General features: G+C 70.7%; 16 protein-coding genes. 10 read left to right on the forward strand and 6 right to left on the reverse strand.

The genetic code is table 11. From position 1 onward, the window contains the following. Positions 1-10: 10 nt before the first annotated feature. The 5 genes from ACWGI2_RS02015 (at position 11) to ACWGI2_RS02035 (ending at position 4,146) form a co-directional block, all read left to right on the forward strand. Complete coding sequence (locus ACWGI2_RS02015) at positions 11-214, forward strand: hypothetical protein (protein WP_266871763.1); 204 nt, start codon at positions 11-13, stop codon at positions 212-214. Then, the gene (locus ACWGI2_RS02020; protein ID WP_453693138.1) at positions 211-1,146 is read left to right on the forward strand and encodes an ABC transporter ATP-binding protein; all 936 of its coding nucleotides are present in this window, start codon (positions 211-213) and stop codon (positions 1,144-1,146) included. The genes ACWGI2_RS02015 and ACWGI2_RS02020 overlap by 4 nt, the downstream gene beginning before the upstream one ends. Continuing rightward, on the forward strand, positions 1,143-1,928 hold the full coding sequence (locus ACWGI2_RS02025; RefSeq protein WP_453693140.1) for a hypothetical protein: 786 nt from the start codon (positions 1,143-1,145) through the stop codon (positions 1,926-1,928). The genes ACWGI2_RS02020 and ACWGI2_RS02025 overlap by 4 nt, the downstream gene beginning before the upstream one ends. A gap of 161 nt (positions 1,929-2,089) precedes the next feature. Beyond that, positions 2,090-2,902, forward strand: a complete 813-nt coding sequence (locus ACWGI2_RS02030; protein WP_453693142.1) for a response regulator — start codon at positions 2,090-2,092, stop codon at positions 2,900-2,902. Continuing rightward, on the forward strand, positions 2,899-4,146 hold the full coding sequence (locus tag ACWGI2_RS02035) for a sensor histidine kinase (protein ID WP_453693144.1): 1,248 nt from the start codon (positions 2,899-2,901) through the stop codon (positions 4,144-4,146). The genes ACWGI2_RS02030 and ACWGI2_RS02035 overlap by 4 nt, the downstream gene beginning before the upstream one ends. A 4-nt stretch (positions 4,147-4,150) precedes the next feature. Here the strand turns inward: ACWGI2_RS02035 and ACWGI2_RS02040 are convergent, their stop codons facing one another. Next, positions 4,151-5,323 carry a magnesium and cobalt transport protein CorA gene (locus ACWGI2_RS02040; protein WP_453394196.1) on the reverse strand — a complete coding sequence of 391 codons (1,173 nt, stop codon included), beginning with the start codon at positions 5,321-5,323 and terminating at the stop codon, positions 4,151-4,153. A 237-nt stretch (positions 5,324-5,560) separates the two neighbouring features. On the opposite strand from ACWGI2_RS02040, the gene ACWGI2_RS02045 reads away from it, so the two are divergent. Next, entirely contained in the window at positions 5,561-6,751 is a 1,191-nt protein-coding gene (locus tag ACWGI2_RS02045; RefSeq protein ID WP_453693146.1) for a winged helix DNA-binding domain-containing protein, read from the forward strand. Positions 6,752-6,785: 34 nt separating this feature from the next. Here the strand turns inward: ACWGI2_RS02045 and ACWGI2_RS02050 are convergent, their stop codons facing one another. After that, the gene (locus ACWGI2_RS02050; RefSeq protein ID WP_453394899.1) at positions 6,786-7,445 is read right to left on the reverse strand and encodes a LysE family translocator; all 660 of its coding nucleotides are present in this window, start codon (positions 7,443-7,445) and stop codon (positions 6,786-6,788) included. A 57-nt stretch (positions 7,446-7,502) separates the two neighbouring features. Next, the gene (locus ACWGI2_RS02055; protein ID WP_453694625.1) at positions 7,503-8,309 is read right to left on the reverse strand and encodes a response regulator transcription factor; all 807 of its coding nucleotides are present in this window, start codon (positions 8,307-8,309) and stop codon (positions 7,503-7,505) included. Positions 8,310-8,488: 179 nt separating this feature from the next. Between ACWGI2_RS02055 and ACWGI2_RS02060 the strand changes: the two genes are divergently transcribed. Both ACWGI2_RS02060 and ACWGI2_RS02065 read left to right on the forward strand, forming a co-directional pair. Continuing rightward, a complete protein-coding gene (locus tag ACWGI2_RS02060) occupies positions 8,489-10,201 on the forward strand; it encodes an AMP-binding protein (RefSeq protein ID WP_453693148.1) in 1,713 nt (570 codons plus the stop codon). After that, the gene (locus tag ACWGI2_RS02065; RefSeq protein WP_453693150.1) at positions 10,198-11,820 is read left to right on the forward strand and encodes an AMP-binding protein; all 1,623 of its coding nucleotides are present in this window, start codon (positions 10,198-10,200) and stop codon (positions 11,818-11,820) included. Before ACWGI2_RS02060 ends, ACWGI2_RS02065 begins: the two co-directional genes overlap by 4 nt. Here the strand turns inward: ACWGI2_RS02065 and ACWGI2_RS02070 are convergent. The 3 genes from ACWGI2_RS02070 to ACWGI2_RS02080 form a co-directional block, all read right to left on the reverse strand. Then, entirely contained in the window at positions 11,783-12,322 is a 540-nt protein-coding gene (locus ACWGI2_RS02070; protein WP_453693152.1) for a GNAT family N-acetyltransferase, read from the reverse strand. The genes ACWGI2_RS02065 and ACWGI2_RS02070 overlap by 38 nt on opposite strands. A gap of 62 nt (positions 12,323-12,384) precedes the next feature. Next, the gene (locus ACWGI2_RS02075; protein WP_453394202.1) at positions 12,385-13,101 is read right to left on the reverse strand and encodes a hypothetical protein; all 717 of its coding nucleotides are present in this window, start codon (positions 13,099-13,101) and stop codon (positions 12,385-12,387) included. 38 nt (positions 13,102-13,139) lie between these two features. Further along, a complete protein-coding gene (locus tag ACWGI2_RS02080; RefSeq protein ID WP_453693154.1) occupies positions 13,140-14,033 on the reverse strand; it encodes a protein kinase domain-containing protein in 894 nt (297 codons plus the stop codon). 282 nt (positions 14,034-14,315) lie between these two features. On the opposite strand from ACWGI2_RS02080, the gene gcl reads away from it, so the two are divergent. Next, complete coding sequence (gcl, locus tag ACWGI2_RS02085; RefSeq protein WP_453693156.1) at positions 14,316-16,103, forward strand: glyoxylate carboligase; 1,788 nt, start codon at positions 14,316-14,318, stop codon at positions 16,101-16,103. Positions 16,104-16,170: 67 nt separating this feature from the next. Continuing rightward, positions 16,171-16,749, forward strand: coding sequence for a YdeI/OmpD-associated family protein (locus ACWGI2_RS02090; RefSeq protein ID WP_453394205.1), 579 nt, complete (start codon positions 16,171-16,173; stop codon positions 16,747-16,749). Positions 16,750-16,861 lie beyond the last annotated feature (112 nt).

Consider the following 16,861-nt stretch of genomic DNA (forward strand, 5'->3'; position numbering starts at 1 on the left):
GGAGAGACACATGGCTGCGGACACCATCATCGCGTGCGGCAAGGACCACGTCTTCTGGGGAAGCTGGGTCCACGGAGCCTCAGTGACCACCATCCGGCTCGGCCCGCGCCGGCTGGGCATGTGCAAGGCGGGTCGGCATCTGTCGCTGCTCCGTCGTGTCGACGAGAGCGAGTTGACGGCCGAGCAGCGCGGCACCCTCTTCGACGCGCCGTGACGGGGGTACGCCTCGACGGGGTCGTCGCCGGGTACCGCGGACGCCCGGTCATCGGCCCCATCGACACGGAACTCGCCCCTGGGGTGCATGTCCTGCTCGGGCGCAACGGCGCCGGGAAGACCACGCTCATGCGGGTCCTTGCCGGTATCCTGCCGCCGCTCGCGGGGCGGGTTCTCCTCGGTGGCACCGACCTGGCCACCCACCGTGAGGCGAAGCGCGCGATCGGCGTGCTGACCCACCGCGCCGCGCTCAGCCCGCAGTTGAGCGTGCGGGACAACCTGGAGTTCTGGGCCCGGGTGCAGGGCCTGGACAGCGCGCTGCACACCGAGCGGATACGGGACGCGGCCGCGCGGTTCGACATCGAAGGGCTGCTCGGCCGGCGTACCGCCCGGCTCAGCAGGGGCCAGCTCCAACGGGCCGACCTGGCCAGGCTCACCCTGACCGACCCGGACGTCCTGCTGCTCGACGAGCCCATGACGGGGCTCGACCCGGTCAGTGCCGAGCACACCCGCGCACTCGTACGTTCCTGGGGCGCGCACAAGACCGTCCTCTACTCCACGCACAGCGTGCCCGAGGCGATGACGCTCGCCTCACACCTGCTGGTCCTCAAGGGCGGGGCGCTCCACGGACTGCCCGCGGCGGGAGAAGCGGAACAGGCCGCGTCGCCGTCTGCGTACGACCTGCGCACCTCGCGCGGCGGCGGAGCCTGGGAGCGGGCCGAGCTCGGGCAGGACACGACGATCGGTGAGCACATCGCCGGGCTCGTCGCCGGAGGTGTCGAGGTCACCGACGTACGCCCCGTCTCCGAAGGCCGCGTTTCCGTGGACACCGTCTCCGCGGGTGCCGCCGACATCACGGAACCCGGCACTGAGACCGCCACTCGAACTGCCATTGAAACCGCCATCCACCAACTCCTGGACGATTCCTCATGACCACCGGCGGACTCCTCGGCGCCCTGCTCGTCCGCACCTGGCGCCACCAGGGCCGCCAGGCCCTGCTCGTCCCCGCGGCCGCCGGTACGGGCCTCGTCGCCCTGCTGCTCGTGCTGCCGCACATATTCCCCGACGCGGTCCACGGAGAACTCGTCGCCGCCGACAACGGCCTGGTCGCCGTGGCCGGTCTGCACTCCGCCACCGCCCGCGCGCTGAGCACCGCACTGCTCGCCGCGCCCACCCTGCTCGGGGTGGCCGCCGCGCTGATCACGGGGGCGGTCAGCCGCGCCGTCGTCTCAGGGGACCTGGCGGGCGGCTCCATGGAGGCGCTGCTCGCCACACCGGTCCGTCTGCGCTCCGTGTACCTCGCCTACACCGCGTGCGCGCTGATTGGGGTGCTGTCCTGGCTCGTCCTCGTACTCAGTTTCACCGGACTCGCCTGGGCCGCCCTCATGCTCGGCGGCAGCAGTGTTCATCTCAGCGCCGGATACCTGCTGTTGGGGCTGCTCGTCCCGGCCGCCTCCGTGCTGTGGGCCGCGTCCGCCACCGTGTTCGTCGGTTTTCGCTGGCCCGCCGGGCTGCGGCCGACCGCGGGGCTCAGCGGAGGGCTCGCGCGGGCGATCGCCCTTTTCCCCGCCTTGGGGGCGACGACGGCCGCCAGCCTGGCGCCGGACGCGTATACGACGATGACGGGCTGGTACGTGAGCGGCACCGTGGTGCTGACGGCCGTGCTGCTCGTGCTGATGCCGCTGGTCTTCCGGGCGGAGCGGGTCCTGGAATAACGGGCCCTGGAACAGCGGGTCTTGGACTGGTCAGCCCTGGAATGGGCTGAGCTGATCACCCCGGTTCGCACTCGTCCGGCTTGCACAAGGCGGGACGAGAATCCCATGATGGACACTTGATCAACAGGGGGACAACGGGGACAACGGGGGCGACGAGGACAGTGGCGAACAGAGGGGCGGGTCGGCCTGACGACGTCATCGACGTCGTGATCGTCGATGACGAGGAACTGTTTCGTACGGGATTGCGCATGGTCCTGGAGACGGCCGGGGACGTACGCGTGGTCGAGGCGTGCGAGGCGGACGGCGTGCTCAAGGCCGTGGCCGCGCACTCCCCCGACGTGGTGCTGCTCGACATCCGGATGCCCCAACGTGACGGCCTCGCGGTGCTCGAGGACCTCAAGGGACGCATTCCGACGCCGGCCGTGGTCATGTTGACCTCCTTCAGCGCCGACGCGTACGTGGTGCGCGCGCTGCGCGCCGGGGCGGACGGCTTCCTGCTCAAGGACAGCGATCCGGACGACCTGATCCGCGCCGTGCGCGCGGCAGCGGTGGGAGGTGTAGTGCTCTCCCCCTCCATCGCCGCGGCGGTCGTGGAGGGGTACGCCTCCACGCTCGACGCCCGGACACCTCCTGGCCCCGATGCCTTGGAACGCGACCTGCCGGGACACGACACGTCCCGTGCCGCGCAGCGAACCGCATCAGGTGAATCGCGGGAGCGTCTGGCCCGGCTCACCGCCCGGGAGCACGAGGTGCTCGCGCTGCTCGGCAACGGCCTGTCCAACCCGGAGATCGCCGAACGGCTCGCCATCACTCCCGGTACGGCCAAGGAGCACGTCAGCGCCACGCTCGCCAAACTCGGCACGGACAACCGCGTACGAGCCGCGGTCATCGCCTATCAGGCCGGTCTCGTCGGCGGGTCTCGGCCGGCTCCGGGACGCGACGGCGGACTGCCGACGCCGGAACCGGCCCGATGATTCCGGCCAAGCCTCGGCTCCCGCCGTTCGCGCGCCGCTGCGCGACTGAGGCCGCCGTACTGCTCCTCGCGGGCACCGACCTGCTGGTGGAACTCCTCGAAGGCGAGAAGGAGCAGCCGGGCCCGTACGGCCTCGTGCTGACCGTGCTCGCCCTGGCCGCCCTGCCGTGGCGGCGGCGTCGGCCAGTGCTCGTGCTCGTCCTGACGCTGCCCGCGCTCCCGGCGGGCATGCAACTCGCCCCCCTGGTGGCCCTGGTCGCAGCGGCACGAGTACTACCCCTCGTGGCGGCGTCGCTGTGCGCGGTCGTGGTGTCCGTCGCCGAACTCCTTGACTCTCTGCTGTGGCGCGCCGGATCGCCGCACGCGTCCGGTGACGTGCTCCAGGCGTTGGTGTACTGCACGGTGTTCGGGGCGGCACCGGCCGCGCTCGGACAGTTGCTGCGCTCCCGGGCCCGCGTGGCCGAACAGGTACTTGCCCTGCGGCAGAGCCACGAGCGTGCCCTGAGGAGTGAGCGCGCCGCCGTCGAGGAGGGCGCACGGGCCGCGCTCGCACGCGAGATGCACGATGTGGTGGGGCACGAGATGAGCCTGATCTCGGTCAGGGCGGCGGCGCTGGCCCGGCGGGCCCCGGACGCGGACACCCGTCAGGAGGCCGAACTGATCCGCACGGTGAGCCTGCGTGCCCTGGACGAGATGCGGCACCTGGTCAGGGCGCTGCGGGAACAGCACCCTGAGGAGGCGAGCGTGCCCCTCGGCTCCCGCCTGGCCGACATCCCCGCCCTCGTCGAGCGCAGCGGACTCACGGTGCAGCCCCTGACCATCGCCCCGGGGGACGGGGTGTACTGGCCCGCCACAGTGGAGCTCGCCGCCTACCGCACCGTGCAGGAGGCACTGACCAACGTACTGAGGCACGGCGACGTCGGCGCCCCGGTCGCGCTGCGCGTGGAGTCCGTGGACGGCGACACCTGCCTGGTCGTCGAGGTCCGTAGCGCGTCGGCCCGGGGTACCACCGGTGAAGCCGCACCTGAGACCACCGGAGGAGCCGCCTGCGAGACGAGCGGCGGCCACGGCCTCACCGGTCTGCGCGAACGCGCCCGCATCCTGGACGGCGCACTCGCCGCGGGCCCGACGCCGGACGGCTCCTTCCTGCTCCGGGCCGCGTTCCCGGCTCCGGGGCACGGGCTCATGGGGCCGGAGAGACGGCGGCTGACGGCACCGCGGACAGCAGCCACCCATCGGCCTTGAGGGCTCAGAGCCAGTCCCGCCGCTTGAAGATGAAGTACAGGCTCACGCAGACCACGGCCATCAGCCCGATCGCGAACGGATAGCCGAAGGCCCAGTGCAGCTCCGGCATCTCGTCGAAGTTCATCCCGTAGATCGTTCCCACCAACGTGGGAGCAAACAGAATGGCGGCCCACGAGGAGATCTTCTTGATCTCCTCGTTCTGTTCGAAGCCCGCCTCCGCCAGTGCCCGCATCTCCGCGTTCTGCTGCTGTGTGACGAGCGTGGAGTTGACCGTGAGGATCTCGGTGAGGGCCTGGCGGAAGCCGTCTACTCGTTCGCTGGTGTGCGTGACGTGGTCGGCTACGTCGCGCAGGTAGCGCTGGAGTTCCTCGTCTGTGCGGTACTTCGCGAAGCCCGCCATCAGGGAGTGCAGCATGGCCACCAGGGGGCGGGTCGCCCGTTGGAACTCGACCATTTCCCGGGAGAGTTCATAGATGCGGCGGGAGACCTCCGGGTCGCCCCTGAAGACCTCGGTCTCGATCTCGTCGATGTCGTTCTGGACTCCGGCCACGACCGGGGCGTACCCGTCGACCACCGCGTCCAGGATCGCGTACAGGACCGCCTCGGGGCCGAGCTTGAGGAGCTCGGGGCTCTCCTCCATGCGGCGGCGTACGGCGGTCAGGTCCGGGGCGGCGCCGTGGCGCACCGTGATGACGAAGTCGGGGCCCACGAAAACGTGCAGCTCGCCGAAGTCGACCTCCTCCGGGGCGTCCAGATAGCGGGCCGCGCGCAGGACTACGAAGAGGGTCTCTCCGTAGCGCTCCAGTTTCGGACGCTGGTGCGCCTCCATCGCGTCCTCGACCGCCAGCTCGTGCAGGTCGAACTCGGCTGCCAGCGAAAGGAGTTCGGCCTCCGTGGGGCGGGCGAGGCCGATCCACGCCATGCCGTCGTGCTGCTCGCGCAGCTCCCGGAAGGTGTCGGCCAGGGAGGAGGGGGTCGCGACGCGGACCCCGTCTCGGTAGAGCGCTGCCTGTACGACACTCGCGGCTTCCGGCGGTGCGGGGGAGGGGGGCGCGGGTGTGGCCTCGGGGTCTCCGGAGCCCCCGTTCCCTGAAGCCGCAGAGGCCCCGGCCGGCATGGCGCGCCGCCAGCCGTGCCTCTTCGCGCTCGGTGCGGGCCGGGGCCGGCGCTCCGCCATGCTGGCTGCCTCCGTTGTCGGGCGGTGTCGGATGGGGTCGGGTGGTGTCTGGTGAAGTCGAACTTGTGTCTTGGTGGCTTTGAAGCAGGATATACGTCTCAAAAGGCGCGAGCGTGGCGACATCTCGACGCTCCCTCGATGCTCCTCCCGGCACGCCTTTTGGTGCGCTTCCCGATCCCTGTTCGCCTATCCGCTTGCGGACCGTCGATGTCCGCAAGTCCGGCTAGCCTGCGGAGCATGACCAAGACGCCGAGTACGCCGAAGTCGACGAATCCCCAGACGAAGGCCGCCCCGCACCCCGCCCCCGTACTCGGCACACGCGCCCTCAACCGCGCCACCCTTGACCGTCAGCTTCTCCTGCGCCGCTCGGCCGACCTCTCCGTCGAGGGTGCCGTCGCCCACCTCCTCGGTCTCCAGGCGCAGAACGTGAAGCCGCCCTACTACGCGCTCGCCGCCCGGCTCGAAGGGTTCGACCCGGAGGCCTTGTCGGGGCTCCTTGCCGCGCGTGATCTCGTACGCATCGTCACGATGCGCTCCACCATCCACCTGCACACCGCCGACGACGCCCTCACCCTGCGCCCGCTGGTGCAGGCCGCGCGCGACCGTGAGCTGCACGCCTTCCGCAAGGGGCTGACCGGCGTCGACCTCACGGAACTCGCCTCGCTGGCCCGCGCCGCCGTCGAGGAGGAGCCGCGGACGATGAAGCAGTTGCGAGAGATCCTGCTGCCCCACTGGCCCGACGCCGACCCGCAGTCGCTCGCCGTCGCCGCCCGCTGTTCGCTGCCGCTGGTCCAGGTCACCCCGCGCGGCCTGTGGCGGCGCAGCGGGCAGGTCGCGCTCACCACCGTCGAGCACTGGCTCGGCCGGGCGAGCGAGCCGGTGCCCGCCCCCGACGCCACCGTCCTGCGTTACCTCGCCGCCTTCGGGCCCGCCTCCGTCAAGGACATGCAGACCTGGGCAGGGCTGACGCGGCTGCGGGAGGCGTTCGAGCGGCTGCGGCCCCAGTTGCGTACGTTCCGCGACGAGAACGGCGTCGAGCTCTTCGACCTCCCCGACGCGCCACGCCCCGACGCGGACACCCCGGCTCCGGCGCGTTTCCTTCCCGAGTTCGACAACCTCCTGCTGTCGCACGCGGACCGCGGCAGGGTCGTGCCGACCGAGTACAAGGGCCGTTCCTGGAAGGGGAACTTCTCCTACAGCGTCTTCCTGGTCGACGGTTTCCTGGCGGGCGTATGGCGCGTCGAGGAGGGAGTCAAGGAGGGCGCGGGAGGAACCAAGGGCTCCGCCGTCCTCACCATCGAACCGTTCGGCACCCTCAGCAAAGCGCAACGGCACGAACTGACCGAAGAGGCCGACCGGTTGCTGAGCGGCCCCATGAACCGGGCAGCCACGTACGACATCCGCTTCGGCACGGTCGTCGAGCGTTGACCATCGACCGCTGAACGGCGAACGCCGCCGTCCCTCAGTCCGCCCGGCCCGTCGCCGCGACCGTCACCCCGAGCCCGATCATCGTGACGCCCCCGGCCCCGCCGATCAGCGAAAGCCGCCGCTCCGAGCGCGCGAACCAGGTGCGGGCCGCGGACGCCGTAAGACCCCACAGCGTGTCCGTGACGAGACCGATGCTGATCGGGACAAGCCCCAGGAGCAGCATCTGCGCGGGCAGATGACCCGCCGAGTGGTCCACGAACTGGGGCAGCACCGCCGCGAAGAACACGATGCCCTTCGGGTTCGTCACGCCGACGAGCGCGCCATCCACGACGGTACGCAGATCGAAGCGCAGATCGGTGCGCGTCTGATCGGGGGAGCCCGGCCCCATGGACTGTGCCCGCATCTCCTTGCGGTGCCGGAACGCCTGCACACCGAGGAAGACCAGATAGGCGGCCCCCGCCAGCTTCACCGCCATGAACACCGCGGCCGACCGCTCGACGAGCGATCCGACGCCGAACGCGACCGCGACGACCAGGACGTACGACCCGAAGAGGTTGCCGAGCGCCGTCGCCACGGCGGTGCGCCTGCCATGGGCCAGGGCCCGGCCGATCACGAACAGGACGCTCGGCCCCGGGATCACGATCACCAGCAGCGACATCGCGGCGAAAGCGAGAAAACGGTCCGTGGACACCATGCCCATCACCCCCTCGCCGCTCATTCAATCCGCTGTCGGCATCGCCACGTAAGACACCTACGGCAGCAAACCCGCCCTCCGCGCCGCCACCACCGCCTCCAGCCTCGTGTGCGCGCCCAACTTCCGCATGGCCGCCCGCAGATACCCCTTCACCGTCTCCGGCCGCAGCCCGAGTCTCTCCGCCGTCGCCGCGTTCGTCGCGCCCCCGGCCACGCACGCGAGGACGTCCACCTCGCGCGGCGCGAGGGACACCGACCGCTCCCGCCCCGCGGGCACCGTCGCCGCCGAAGCCAACCGGCCGCACACCGCCAGTATTTCGGCCCGCAGCGCCGGGTCGGCGATCCGCGGGGCCAGTTCCCTGAGCGCGCCGTGCGCCTCGCGTACCTGCTCCCAGGCGGGGCCCGCGCCCTCCCGCGGCTCCCGCGCCGCCGCGATGAGCGCGTGCACCTCGTCCCGTACGACAAGGGCCTGCTCCACGTCCCGCGCGGCCGCCACCGCCGCCGACAGGGTCCGGTCGCCCAGCGGTTGGACCGAGCGCAGGGCTCCGTACAGGACGCCTCGCACCCTGCGCCGTACCACCACCGGCACCGCGAGCACCGAGCGCAGGCCCTCCGCGGCCACCGCGCTGTCGTACTCATGGCTGATGTGGCGCGAGTCGTGGTAATCCGTGACCGCGCAGGGGCGCGAGAGTGCGACCGCCTTGCCGCCCAAGCCGTTCCCGGACGACACCGCCAGGCCGCACAGCGCACGCGTACCCGTGCCCGTCAGCTCGCCGATCCGCACGTGCCGCTGCCCCTCGACGAGGCCCCCGAAGGCCACCGGCAGCCCCGTGCCGCGCCGCAGCCGCAGCAGCGCCGCCCGCATCTCGACCGCCTCGCCTCCGTCAGCCGTCACGCGTCAGACCTTTCACTTCGGAACACCCCCGTCCGGGGGTGGTGAGACCTGCATCACGAATTACACGATGTTACGTAGCGTCCGGCAATGACTCCGGCGAAGAGCCCGGCAAAGCTGCCGGGTATCGGACCGGCGACGAGGAGAGCGCAATGACGAGCAGGGGCACGGGCACAGGAACGACGGGCACGACCGGCTCCAGCGGAACGGAACAGTTCCGCGCGGCCCGGGACTTCCTGCTGCGGCATCGTGAGGACTACACCGCCGCCTACGAGGGTTTCGCCTGGCCGCGGCCCGAGCGGTTCAACTGGGCGCTCGACTGGTTCGACGTCATCGCCGATGGCAACGACAAGACGGCGCTGCACATCGTCGAGGAGGACGGGCCCACCACCCGCTTCTCCTTCGCGCACCTTTCCGCCCGCTCCGACAAGGTCGCCAACTGGCTGCGCGCCCAAGGCGTGCGCGCCGGTGACCGCGTCGTCGTGATGCTCGGCAACCAGGTCGAGCTCTGGGAGATCGCCCTCGCCGCGATGAAGCTGCGCGCCGTCGTCATCCCCGCGACGCCCCTCCTCGGCCCCGTCGACCTGCGGGACCGCATCGGCCGCGGGCGGGCCAGGCATGTCGTCGTACGCCCCGAGGACACGGCGAAGTTCGACGAGGTGCCCGGCGACTACACCCGCATCGTGGTGGGCGGAGAAGTGCCCGGCTGGATCTCGTACGAGAGTGCCGATGACGCCCCTGAGACCTTCGAGCCCGACGGCGTCACCCGCGCCGACGACCCTCTGATGCTCTACTTCACCTCGGGCACCACGGCCCGTCCGAAGCTGGTCGAGCACACCCATGTGTCGTACCCCGTCGGCCACTTGGCGACGATGTACTGGATCGGGTTGAAGCCCGGCGACGTACACCTCAACATCTCCTCGCCGGGCTGGGCCAAGCACGCCTGGTCCAATCTCTTCGCGCCCTGGAACGCGGAGGCGACCGTCTTCATCCACAACTACACGCGCTTCGACGCGGGCCGCCTCATGGCCGAGATGGACCGGGCCGGGGTCACGTCGTTCTGCGCCCCGCCGACCGTCTGGCGCATGCTCATCCAGGCTGATCTGACCCAGCTGCGGACACCGCCGCGTGAGGTCGTCGCCGCGGGCGAACCGCTCAACCCCGAGGTCATCGACCAGGTGCGGCGCGACTGGGGCGTCACCATCAGGGACGGCTTCGGGCAGACCGAGACCGCCGTGCAGGTCGCCAACTCACCTGGCCAGGAGCTGAAGTTGGGCTCGATGGGACTGCCCACGCCTGGCTTCGCCGTGGAACTCCTCGACCCGGTCACCGGGAAACCGGGAGCGCAGGAGGGTGAGATCTCCCTCGACCTCGCCACGAACCCGGTCGGCCTGATGGTCGGCTACCACGGCGACCCGGAGCGCACCGCCGAAGCGATGGCCGGCGGCTACTACCGCACCGGCGACATCGGCACCCGGGACGCCGACGGCTACATCACGTACGTCGGCCGCTCCGACGACGTCTTCAAGGCATCCGACTACAAGATCTCCCCGTTCGAGCTGGAGAGCGCGCTCCTGGAGCACGAGGCGGTGGCCGAGGCGGCGGTCGTGCCCGCGCCCGACCCGGTGCGGCTCGCCGTTCCGAAGGCGTACGTCGTCCTCGCCGCCGGACATGAACCGGGGCCGGACACCGCGAAACTGCTCTTCGAGCATTCGCGCGCGGTCCTCGCCCCTTACAAGCGGCTTCGCCGCATCGAGTTCGGCCCGCTTCCCAAGACCGTCTCCGGAAAGATCCGCCGGATCGAGCTGCGCGAGGCGACGGCCGCGGGCTCCGATGCCGAGTACCGCGAGGAGGACTTCCGATGAGCGAACTGTCGTATGCGCACGGTGTCGGTTCGACGCCGCTGCTCGGTGACACCATCGGGCGCAACCTCGACCGGGCGATCGAGGCCTGGCCGGAGCGGGACGCGCTGGTGGACGTGGCGGCGGGGACGCGCTGGACGTACGCCGAATTCGGCTCCGCGGTCGAGCAGTTGGCGCGGGGCTTCATGGGGGCCGGGGTCGCCAAGGGTGATCGTGTCGGCATCTGGGCGGTGAACTGTGCCGAGTGGGTGCTCGTGCAGTACGCCACCGCGCGGATCGGCGCGATCATGGTGAACATCAACCCGGCTTATCGCGCACATGAGTTGGAGTATGTGCTGAAGCAGGCCGGGGTGACGGTCCTGGTCGCCTCGCAGTCGCACAAGTCGAGCGACTACCGGGCCCTTGTGGACCAGGTGCGGCCCGACTGTCCCGAGCTGAGGTCCGTGCACTACATCGAGGACGGCTCCTGGGATGTGCTCCTTGACGCTGCGAAGGAGGTGTCGGACGTCGAACTGGCCGCCCGTGAGGCGGAGTTGAGCTGCGACGATCCCGTCAACATCCAGTACACATCGGGCACCACCGGCTTCCCCAAAGGGGCGACGCTCTCCCACCACAACATCCTCAACAACGGCTACTGGGTGGGCCGGACGGTCGGCTACACGGAACAGGACCGGGTGTGCCTGCCCGTGCCGTTCTACCACTGCTTCGGCATGGTGATGGGGAACCTGGGGGCCACGTCCCACGGCGCCTGCATCGTCATCCCGGCACCGTCCTTCGACCCCGGCGCCACGCTGCACGCGGTGGAGCGCGAGCGCTGTACGTCGCTGTACGGCGTGCCGACGATGTTCATCGCGGAGCTGAACCTCCCCGACTTCGCCTCGTACGACCTGAGTTCGCTGCGCACCGGCATCATGGCGGGCTCGCCCTGTCCGGTCGAGGTGATGAAGCGGGTCGTCGCCGAGATGCGCATGGAGGAGGTCTCCATCTGCTACGGCATGACGGAGACGTCCCCGGTCTCGACACAGACGCGGCGCACGGACGACCTGGAGCGGCGGACCGGCACGGTGGGGCGCGTGCTGCCGCACGTCGAGGTGAAGGTGATCGATCCGGTCAGCGGCGTGACCCTGCCGCGGGGCGCCTCGGGAGAGCTGTGCACACGGGGCTACAGCGTGATGCTCGGCTACTGGAACGAGCCGTCGCGGACGGCGGAGGTGATCGACGCCGGGCGCTGGATGCACACCGGTGACCTCGCGGTGATGCGGGAGGACGGCTACGTCCAGATCGTCGGCCGCATCAAGGACATGATCATCCGGGGCGGCGAGAACATCTACCCGCGCGAGATCGAGGAGTTCCTGTACGGCCATCCGAAGATCGCGGACGTCCAGGTGGTGGGGGTGGCCGATGAGCGCTACGGGGAGGTTCCGCTGGCCTGCGTGATCCTGCGGGACGCGGAGGATCCGCTGACCCTGGAGGAGCTACGGGCCTTCTGCGAGGGGCAGTTGGCGCACTACAAGATCCCGGCCGGGCTGCGCATCCTGGAGAGTTTCCCCATGACGGTGTCCGGAAAGGTACGAAAGATCGAACTCAGGGAGCGGTACGGGGTCCGGTCCGACCCGGGCTGAGCTCGCGCCGCATGGCGACGCGGGGCCAGCGGTCGAGGCCGAGCTCGGCCTCGTGGGCACGGATCTTCCGCAGCCCCGGGGTGAGTTCGTCCTCGGCGAGCACGCGGAACCCGATGCGGGCGTAGTACGGCGCGTTCCAGGGGACGTCCGTGTAGGTGGTCAGGGTCAGGGCCTCCCTGCCTGCCTCGCGGGCGCGGTCGGCGGTGTGCTCGATCAGGGCCTTGCCGATGCGCCGACGCGCCGCTCGCGGATGCACGGAGACCTGCTCGACGTGTTCCGCGCCGTCCACCGGCTCACTGAGGAGATACGCGACGGGGGCGTCGCCCGCCTCGACAGCCACCCACGCCCGGCCCGCCCGGCGAAATTCCTCCAGGAGCACGATGCCCGGGGGTTCGTCATCGGCGACCGCCGCCATGCCGAGGGCACGAAAGGGTTCGCCCGCGGCGCGTTCGATGTCCTGCAGGAGGGGGAGATCGCCTGTCGTGGCGGGCCGGATGTACATCTGGCGAGTATGGCGCCCTCACGGGCGACGACCACGGGATCTTCCGGAGCGCCGGCCGCCCGTCACCCCGCGGCGATCAGTTCCTCCGCCGCGTTGTTCACCGGCTGGGGTGTTCCCGCCAGGTCGATGATGAACAAGGGGATCGAGAGTGTGTCCGCCCGGGAGCGGGCCTTTTCCTCGTAGCCCGCGAGGGAGAAGCAGACGCAGCTGACGGAGTCGGACATCGCGCTCAGCCACACGCACTCCACGTCACGCAGCGACGTCGGCTGCACGGACGGCTCGACCAGGGCGAGCACGCCCCGCGCCGACACCCGCACCCCGGAAGGCGCCCGCTTGACCGCTCCCCGGACGTCCCCGTACCCGAGCCACCGCAGATACAGCCCCGCCACCGTCACCGCGTCCCGCGCCGTGCGCACCGGCACCGGCAGGAAGGCCGGCCGAGGCGTCGGTGACGCACCGGACGCGGGCGCACGAGCGGTAGCCGGCGGAGGTGGCGGCGCACCCGAAGGTGCCTGCACCGCCCGTACCGGAATGCGCAGCACCGCCCCGCAACCGCACCCCAGCTCCGGCTGCGGCCACTGGTCCCTGCGCCCGCACATCCGGCACCGCACGGTCACCCACTCATCCGCCCACGTCCGGTCCGTCACCGGCATCACCGTCGCGCCGCGCGCCACCGGCGGCACCACGGGGGCGCCGCACGCGCAAGGGTAGGACGGCGGGGCGTACACATGATCGCGCCGGCAGACCGGGCACCGTACCGGGACGCCACTCTCCGTCATCACCCTCACCCGCCACCGTGACCGTCACCCGCTCGCCGTCACCGCTCGACGGTTCGTGGCGTCCATCGTCCCCCAAGTGGGCTGGCCGCGGGGGCCAGTTGAGCCAAGAGCAGCGTGCCCGCCAGGGTCAGGGCTCGGCGGCGGCTGCCCGGCAGGGGAAGGCCCGCCATCCGGGCGACGGTGCGTGGGGCGGGCCTGGCCGTGGGGTGAGTGGCGAGGCAGGCGGTGATGAGGGGCAGTAGCTCCCCGGGCACGCCCGCCAGGTCCGGGGCGTCGCCTCCGGCCTCGAAGGGGCCGCGCCCCGCCGCCGCGTAGGCGAGTACCGCGCCGAGCGAGAAGACGTCCGACGGCGGCCTGGCCTCGCCCCGCGCCGGAGTCAGGAGCTCGGGTGCCGTGTACTCCGGCCCTGCGCGGTCACCTCCGGCCCGCGCCGCGCACCCGTCCATGCCGAAGCCCACCACGCGAGCCCCGTCCGCGCCCAGAAGCACCTTCGACGGCCGAAGGCCACCGTGCACGAGGCCCGCCCGGTGGATGTCGTTCAGCGCCCCGGCGAGCGCGTTCGCCAGGGCGCGCAGTTCCGGCGTACCGAGTGGCCCGCCGAGATCCCGTACGCGCATGGCGAGCGTCGGGCCGTGGACGTACTCCGTGGCGAGCCAGGGCGCCGCGCCGTGCGGGTCGGCGTCGACGAGCGCGGCGATGCGGCGCCCCCGCACCGCGCCGAGCGCGTGGACCTCGCGGGCGAAGCGCGTACGGAACTCCTGGTCACGGGCGAGGGAGGCGTGCACCACCCGCAGGGCGGCGGCGCGTCCCGCACCGTCATGCGCGAGGAAGACGTGCCCGAGGCGCCCCTGCCCGAGCAGGGGCCCGGCCGTCCAGCGGCCGTAGGCCTGCCCGTGCTGCCGGGCAGGCGACGCGTCCGGTGAGCTGGCCACGCTCGACCCCCCGATGGTGCGGCTCGCCTCGCGATGGTGCGGCCCGAATTCAATGCGAATTCAACGACTGGGACGCGCCGCTCGGGCGGCCCGGTTCCCGGACATCTCTTGACGGTCTCCACCGCGCCCCCCTACATTGCTTCCATATAGCAGAACTAAATTTCCACAATGCGGAAACAGAAGCTCACCGCGGGGCGCGACGGGAGCCGGATCCGCCAGCCGTATCCGTCAGCCGAATAGCTGATGAAGCTGTCGAAGCTGTTGTCGAAGCAGGAGAACCCCATGGCCCGTATGACCGCTGTCCGCGCGGCAGTTGAGATCCTCAAGCGCGAGGGCGTCACCAACGCGTTCGGTGTCCCCGGCGCGGCGATCAACCCGTTCTACAAGGCGCTACAGGAGGGCGGTGGCATCGACCACACGCTCGCCCGGCACGTCGAGGGCGCCTCGCACATGGCCGAGGGCTACACCCGCGCCAACCCCGGCAACATCGGCGTCTGCATCGGCACATCGGGCCCGGCGGGCACCGACATGATCACCGGTCTGTACTCCGCGACCGGTGACTCGATCCCGATCCTCTGCATCACGGGCCAGGCGCCGACGCACCTGCTCCACAAGGAGGACTTCCAGGCCGTCGATATCGCGACGATCGCCAAGCCGGTCACCAAGATGGCCGTCACGGTCCTGGAGGCCGCCCAGGTTCCCGGCATCTTCCAGCAGGCGTTCCACCTGATGCGCTCGGGCCGCCCGGGTCCCGTCCTCATCGACCTGCCGATCGACGTCCAGCAGACCGAGATCGAGTTCGACATCGACACGTACGAGCCGCTGCCGGTCTACAAGCCGACCGCGACCCGCGCGCAGATCGAGAAGGCCATCACCTTCCTGGTCGAGTCCGAGCGTCCGCTGATCGTCGCCGGCGGCGGCATCATCAACGCCGACGCCTCCGACCTCCTGGTCGAGTTCGCCGAGATCACCAACACCCCGGTCGTCCCGACCCTGATGGGCTGGGGCACCATCCCCGACGACCACGACCTGAACGCGGGCATGGTCGGCCAGCAGACCGGCCACCGCTACGGCAACGCCACGTTCCTGGAGTCGGACTTCGTCCTCGGCATCGGCAACCGCTGGGCCAACCGTCACACCGGCTACAAGCTGGACGTCTACACCCAGGGCCGCAAGTTCGTCCACGTCGACATCGAGCCGACCCAGATCGGCAAGATCTTCGCCCCGGACTACGGGATCGCGTCCGACGCCAAGGTCGCCCTCGAACTCTTCGTCGAGGTCGCCAAGGAGCTCAAGGCGGCGGGCAAGCTCCCCGACCGCTCCGCGTGGGTCGCCTCGCACCTGGAGCGCAAGGAAACCCTCCAGCGCCGCACGCACTTCGACAACATCCCCATGAAGCCGCAGCGCGTCTACGAGGAGATGAACAAGGCCTTCGGCCCGGACACGCGCTACGTCACCACCATCGGCCTCTCGCAGATCGCGGGCGCCCAGATGCTGCACGTCTACAAGCCGCGCCACTGGATCAACTGCGGCCAGGCGGGCCCTCTGGGCTGGACGATCCCGGCCGCGCTCGGTGTCGCCACCGCGGACCCGGACACCCCGGTCGTCGCCCTCTCCGGTGACTACGACTTCCAGTTCATGATCGAGGAGCTGGCGGTCGGCGCGCAGCACCGCATCCCGTACGTCCACGTCCTGGTGAACAACGCCTACCTGGGCCTGATCCGCCAGGCCCAGATCGGCCTGGACATCAACTTCCAGGTCAACCTGGAGTTTGAGAACCAGAACAGCCCCGAGCTGGGCGTGTACGGCGTCGACCACGTCAAGGTCGCCGAGGGCCTGGGCTGCAAGGCGATCCGCGTCACCGACCCGAACGAGCTCGGCGCGGCCTTCGAGCAGGCCAAGAAGCTGGCCCAGGAGCACCAGGTCCCGGTCGTCGTCGAGGCCATCCTGGAGCGCATCACCAACATCTCCATGAGCCCCACGGCCGACATCAGCGCGGTCAAGGAGTTCGAGGAGATCGCCACGGAGCCGGGCCACGCGCCCACGGCCATCCGGCCGTTGAAGGTGTGACGCGGCGCTGAGCGTCGAAAGGGGCGGTCCACCCGTGGGGGGTGGGCCGCCCCTTTATCTTGGGCGGATGGAATCGCTCGCTGATCTGAAGGCCATGACCTGCGCGGACCGGGCCGAGTTGGAGGCCTGGCTTGACGAGCACCACGACAGCTCGCCGGGTGTCTGGGTCAAGCTCGCCAAGAAGGGCTCGGGGGTGGCGTCGGTGACGGCCGCGGAGGTCAATGACGTGGCGCTCTGCTACGGCTGGATCACCGGCCATCGCAAGTCGTACGACGATGTCCACTACCTGCAGAAGATCACCCGCCGCCGCGCGCGCAGCCTGTGGTCGCAGGTGAACATCGACAGGGTCGAGGAGCTGACCGCGGAGGGCCGCATGCGCGAGCCGGGCCTCGCGGAGGTGGCCGCGGCGCGGGCTGACGGGCGCTGGGAGGCGGCGTACGCGTCGCAACGGACCGCCACGGTGCCGGACGACCTGACGGCGGCGCTCGCGGCGAACCCGGGGGCTCGCCAGACCTTCGAAGCTCTGGGCAAGTCGGACCAGTACGTGGTGTTGCACAGGCTGATGACGGCCAAGACCCCCGCGACGCGGGCTGCGCGCCTGGAGCGGATGGTTGCGAAGCTGGCTTCGGGCGAGAGGGTGCGCTGAGGTTGGCGTGCCCCTGCAGGTGCGTCGTGGTTGCTCGCGCAGTTCCCCGCGCCCCTAAAGGGGCGCCCACCGGCAGCCCCGCCAGGGGCGCGGGGAACTGCGCGACCAGCCC

It is taken from the genome of Streptomyces sp. NPDC054866 (genome assembly GCF_053610745.1).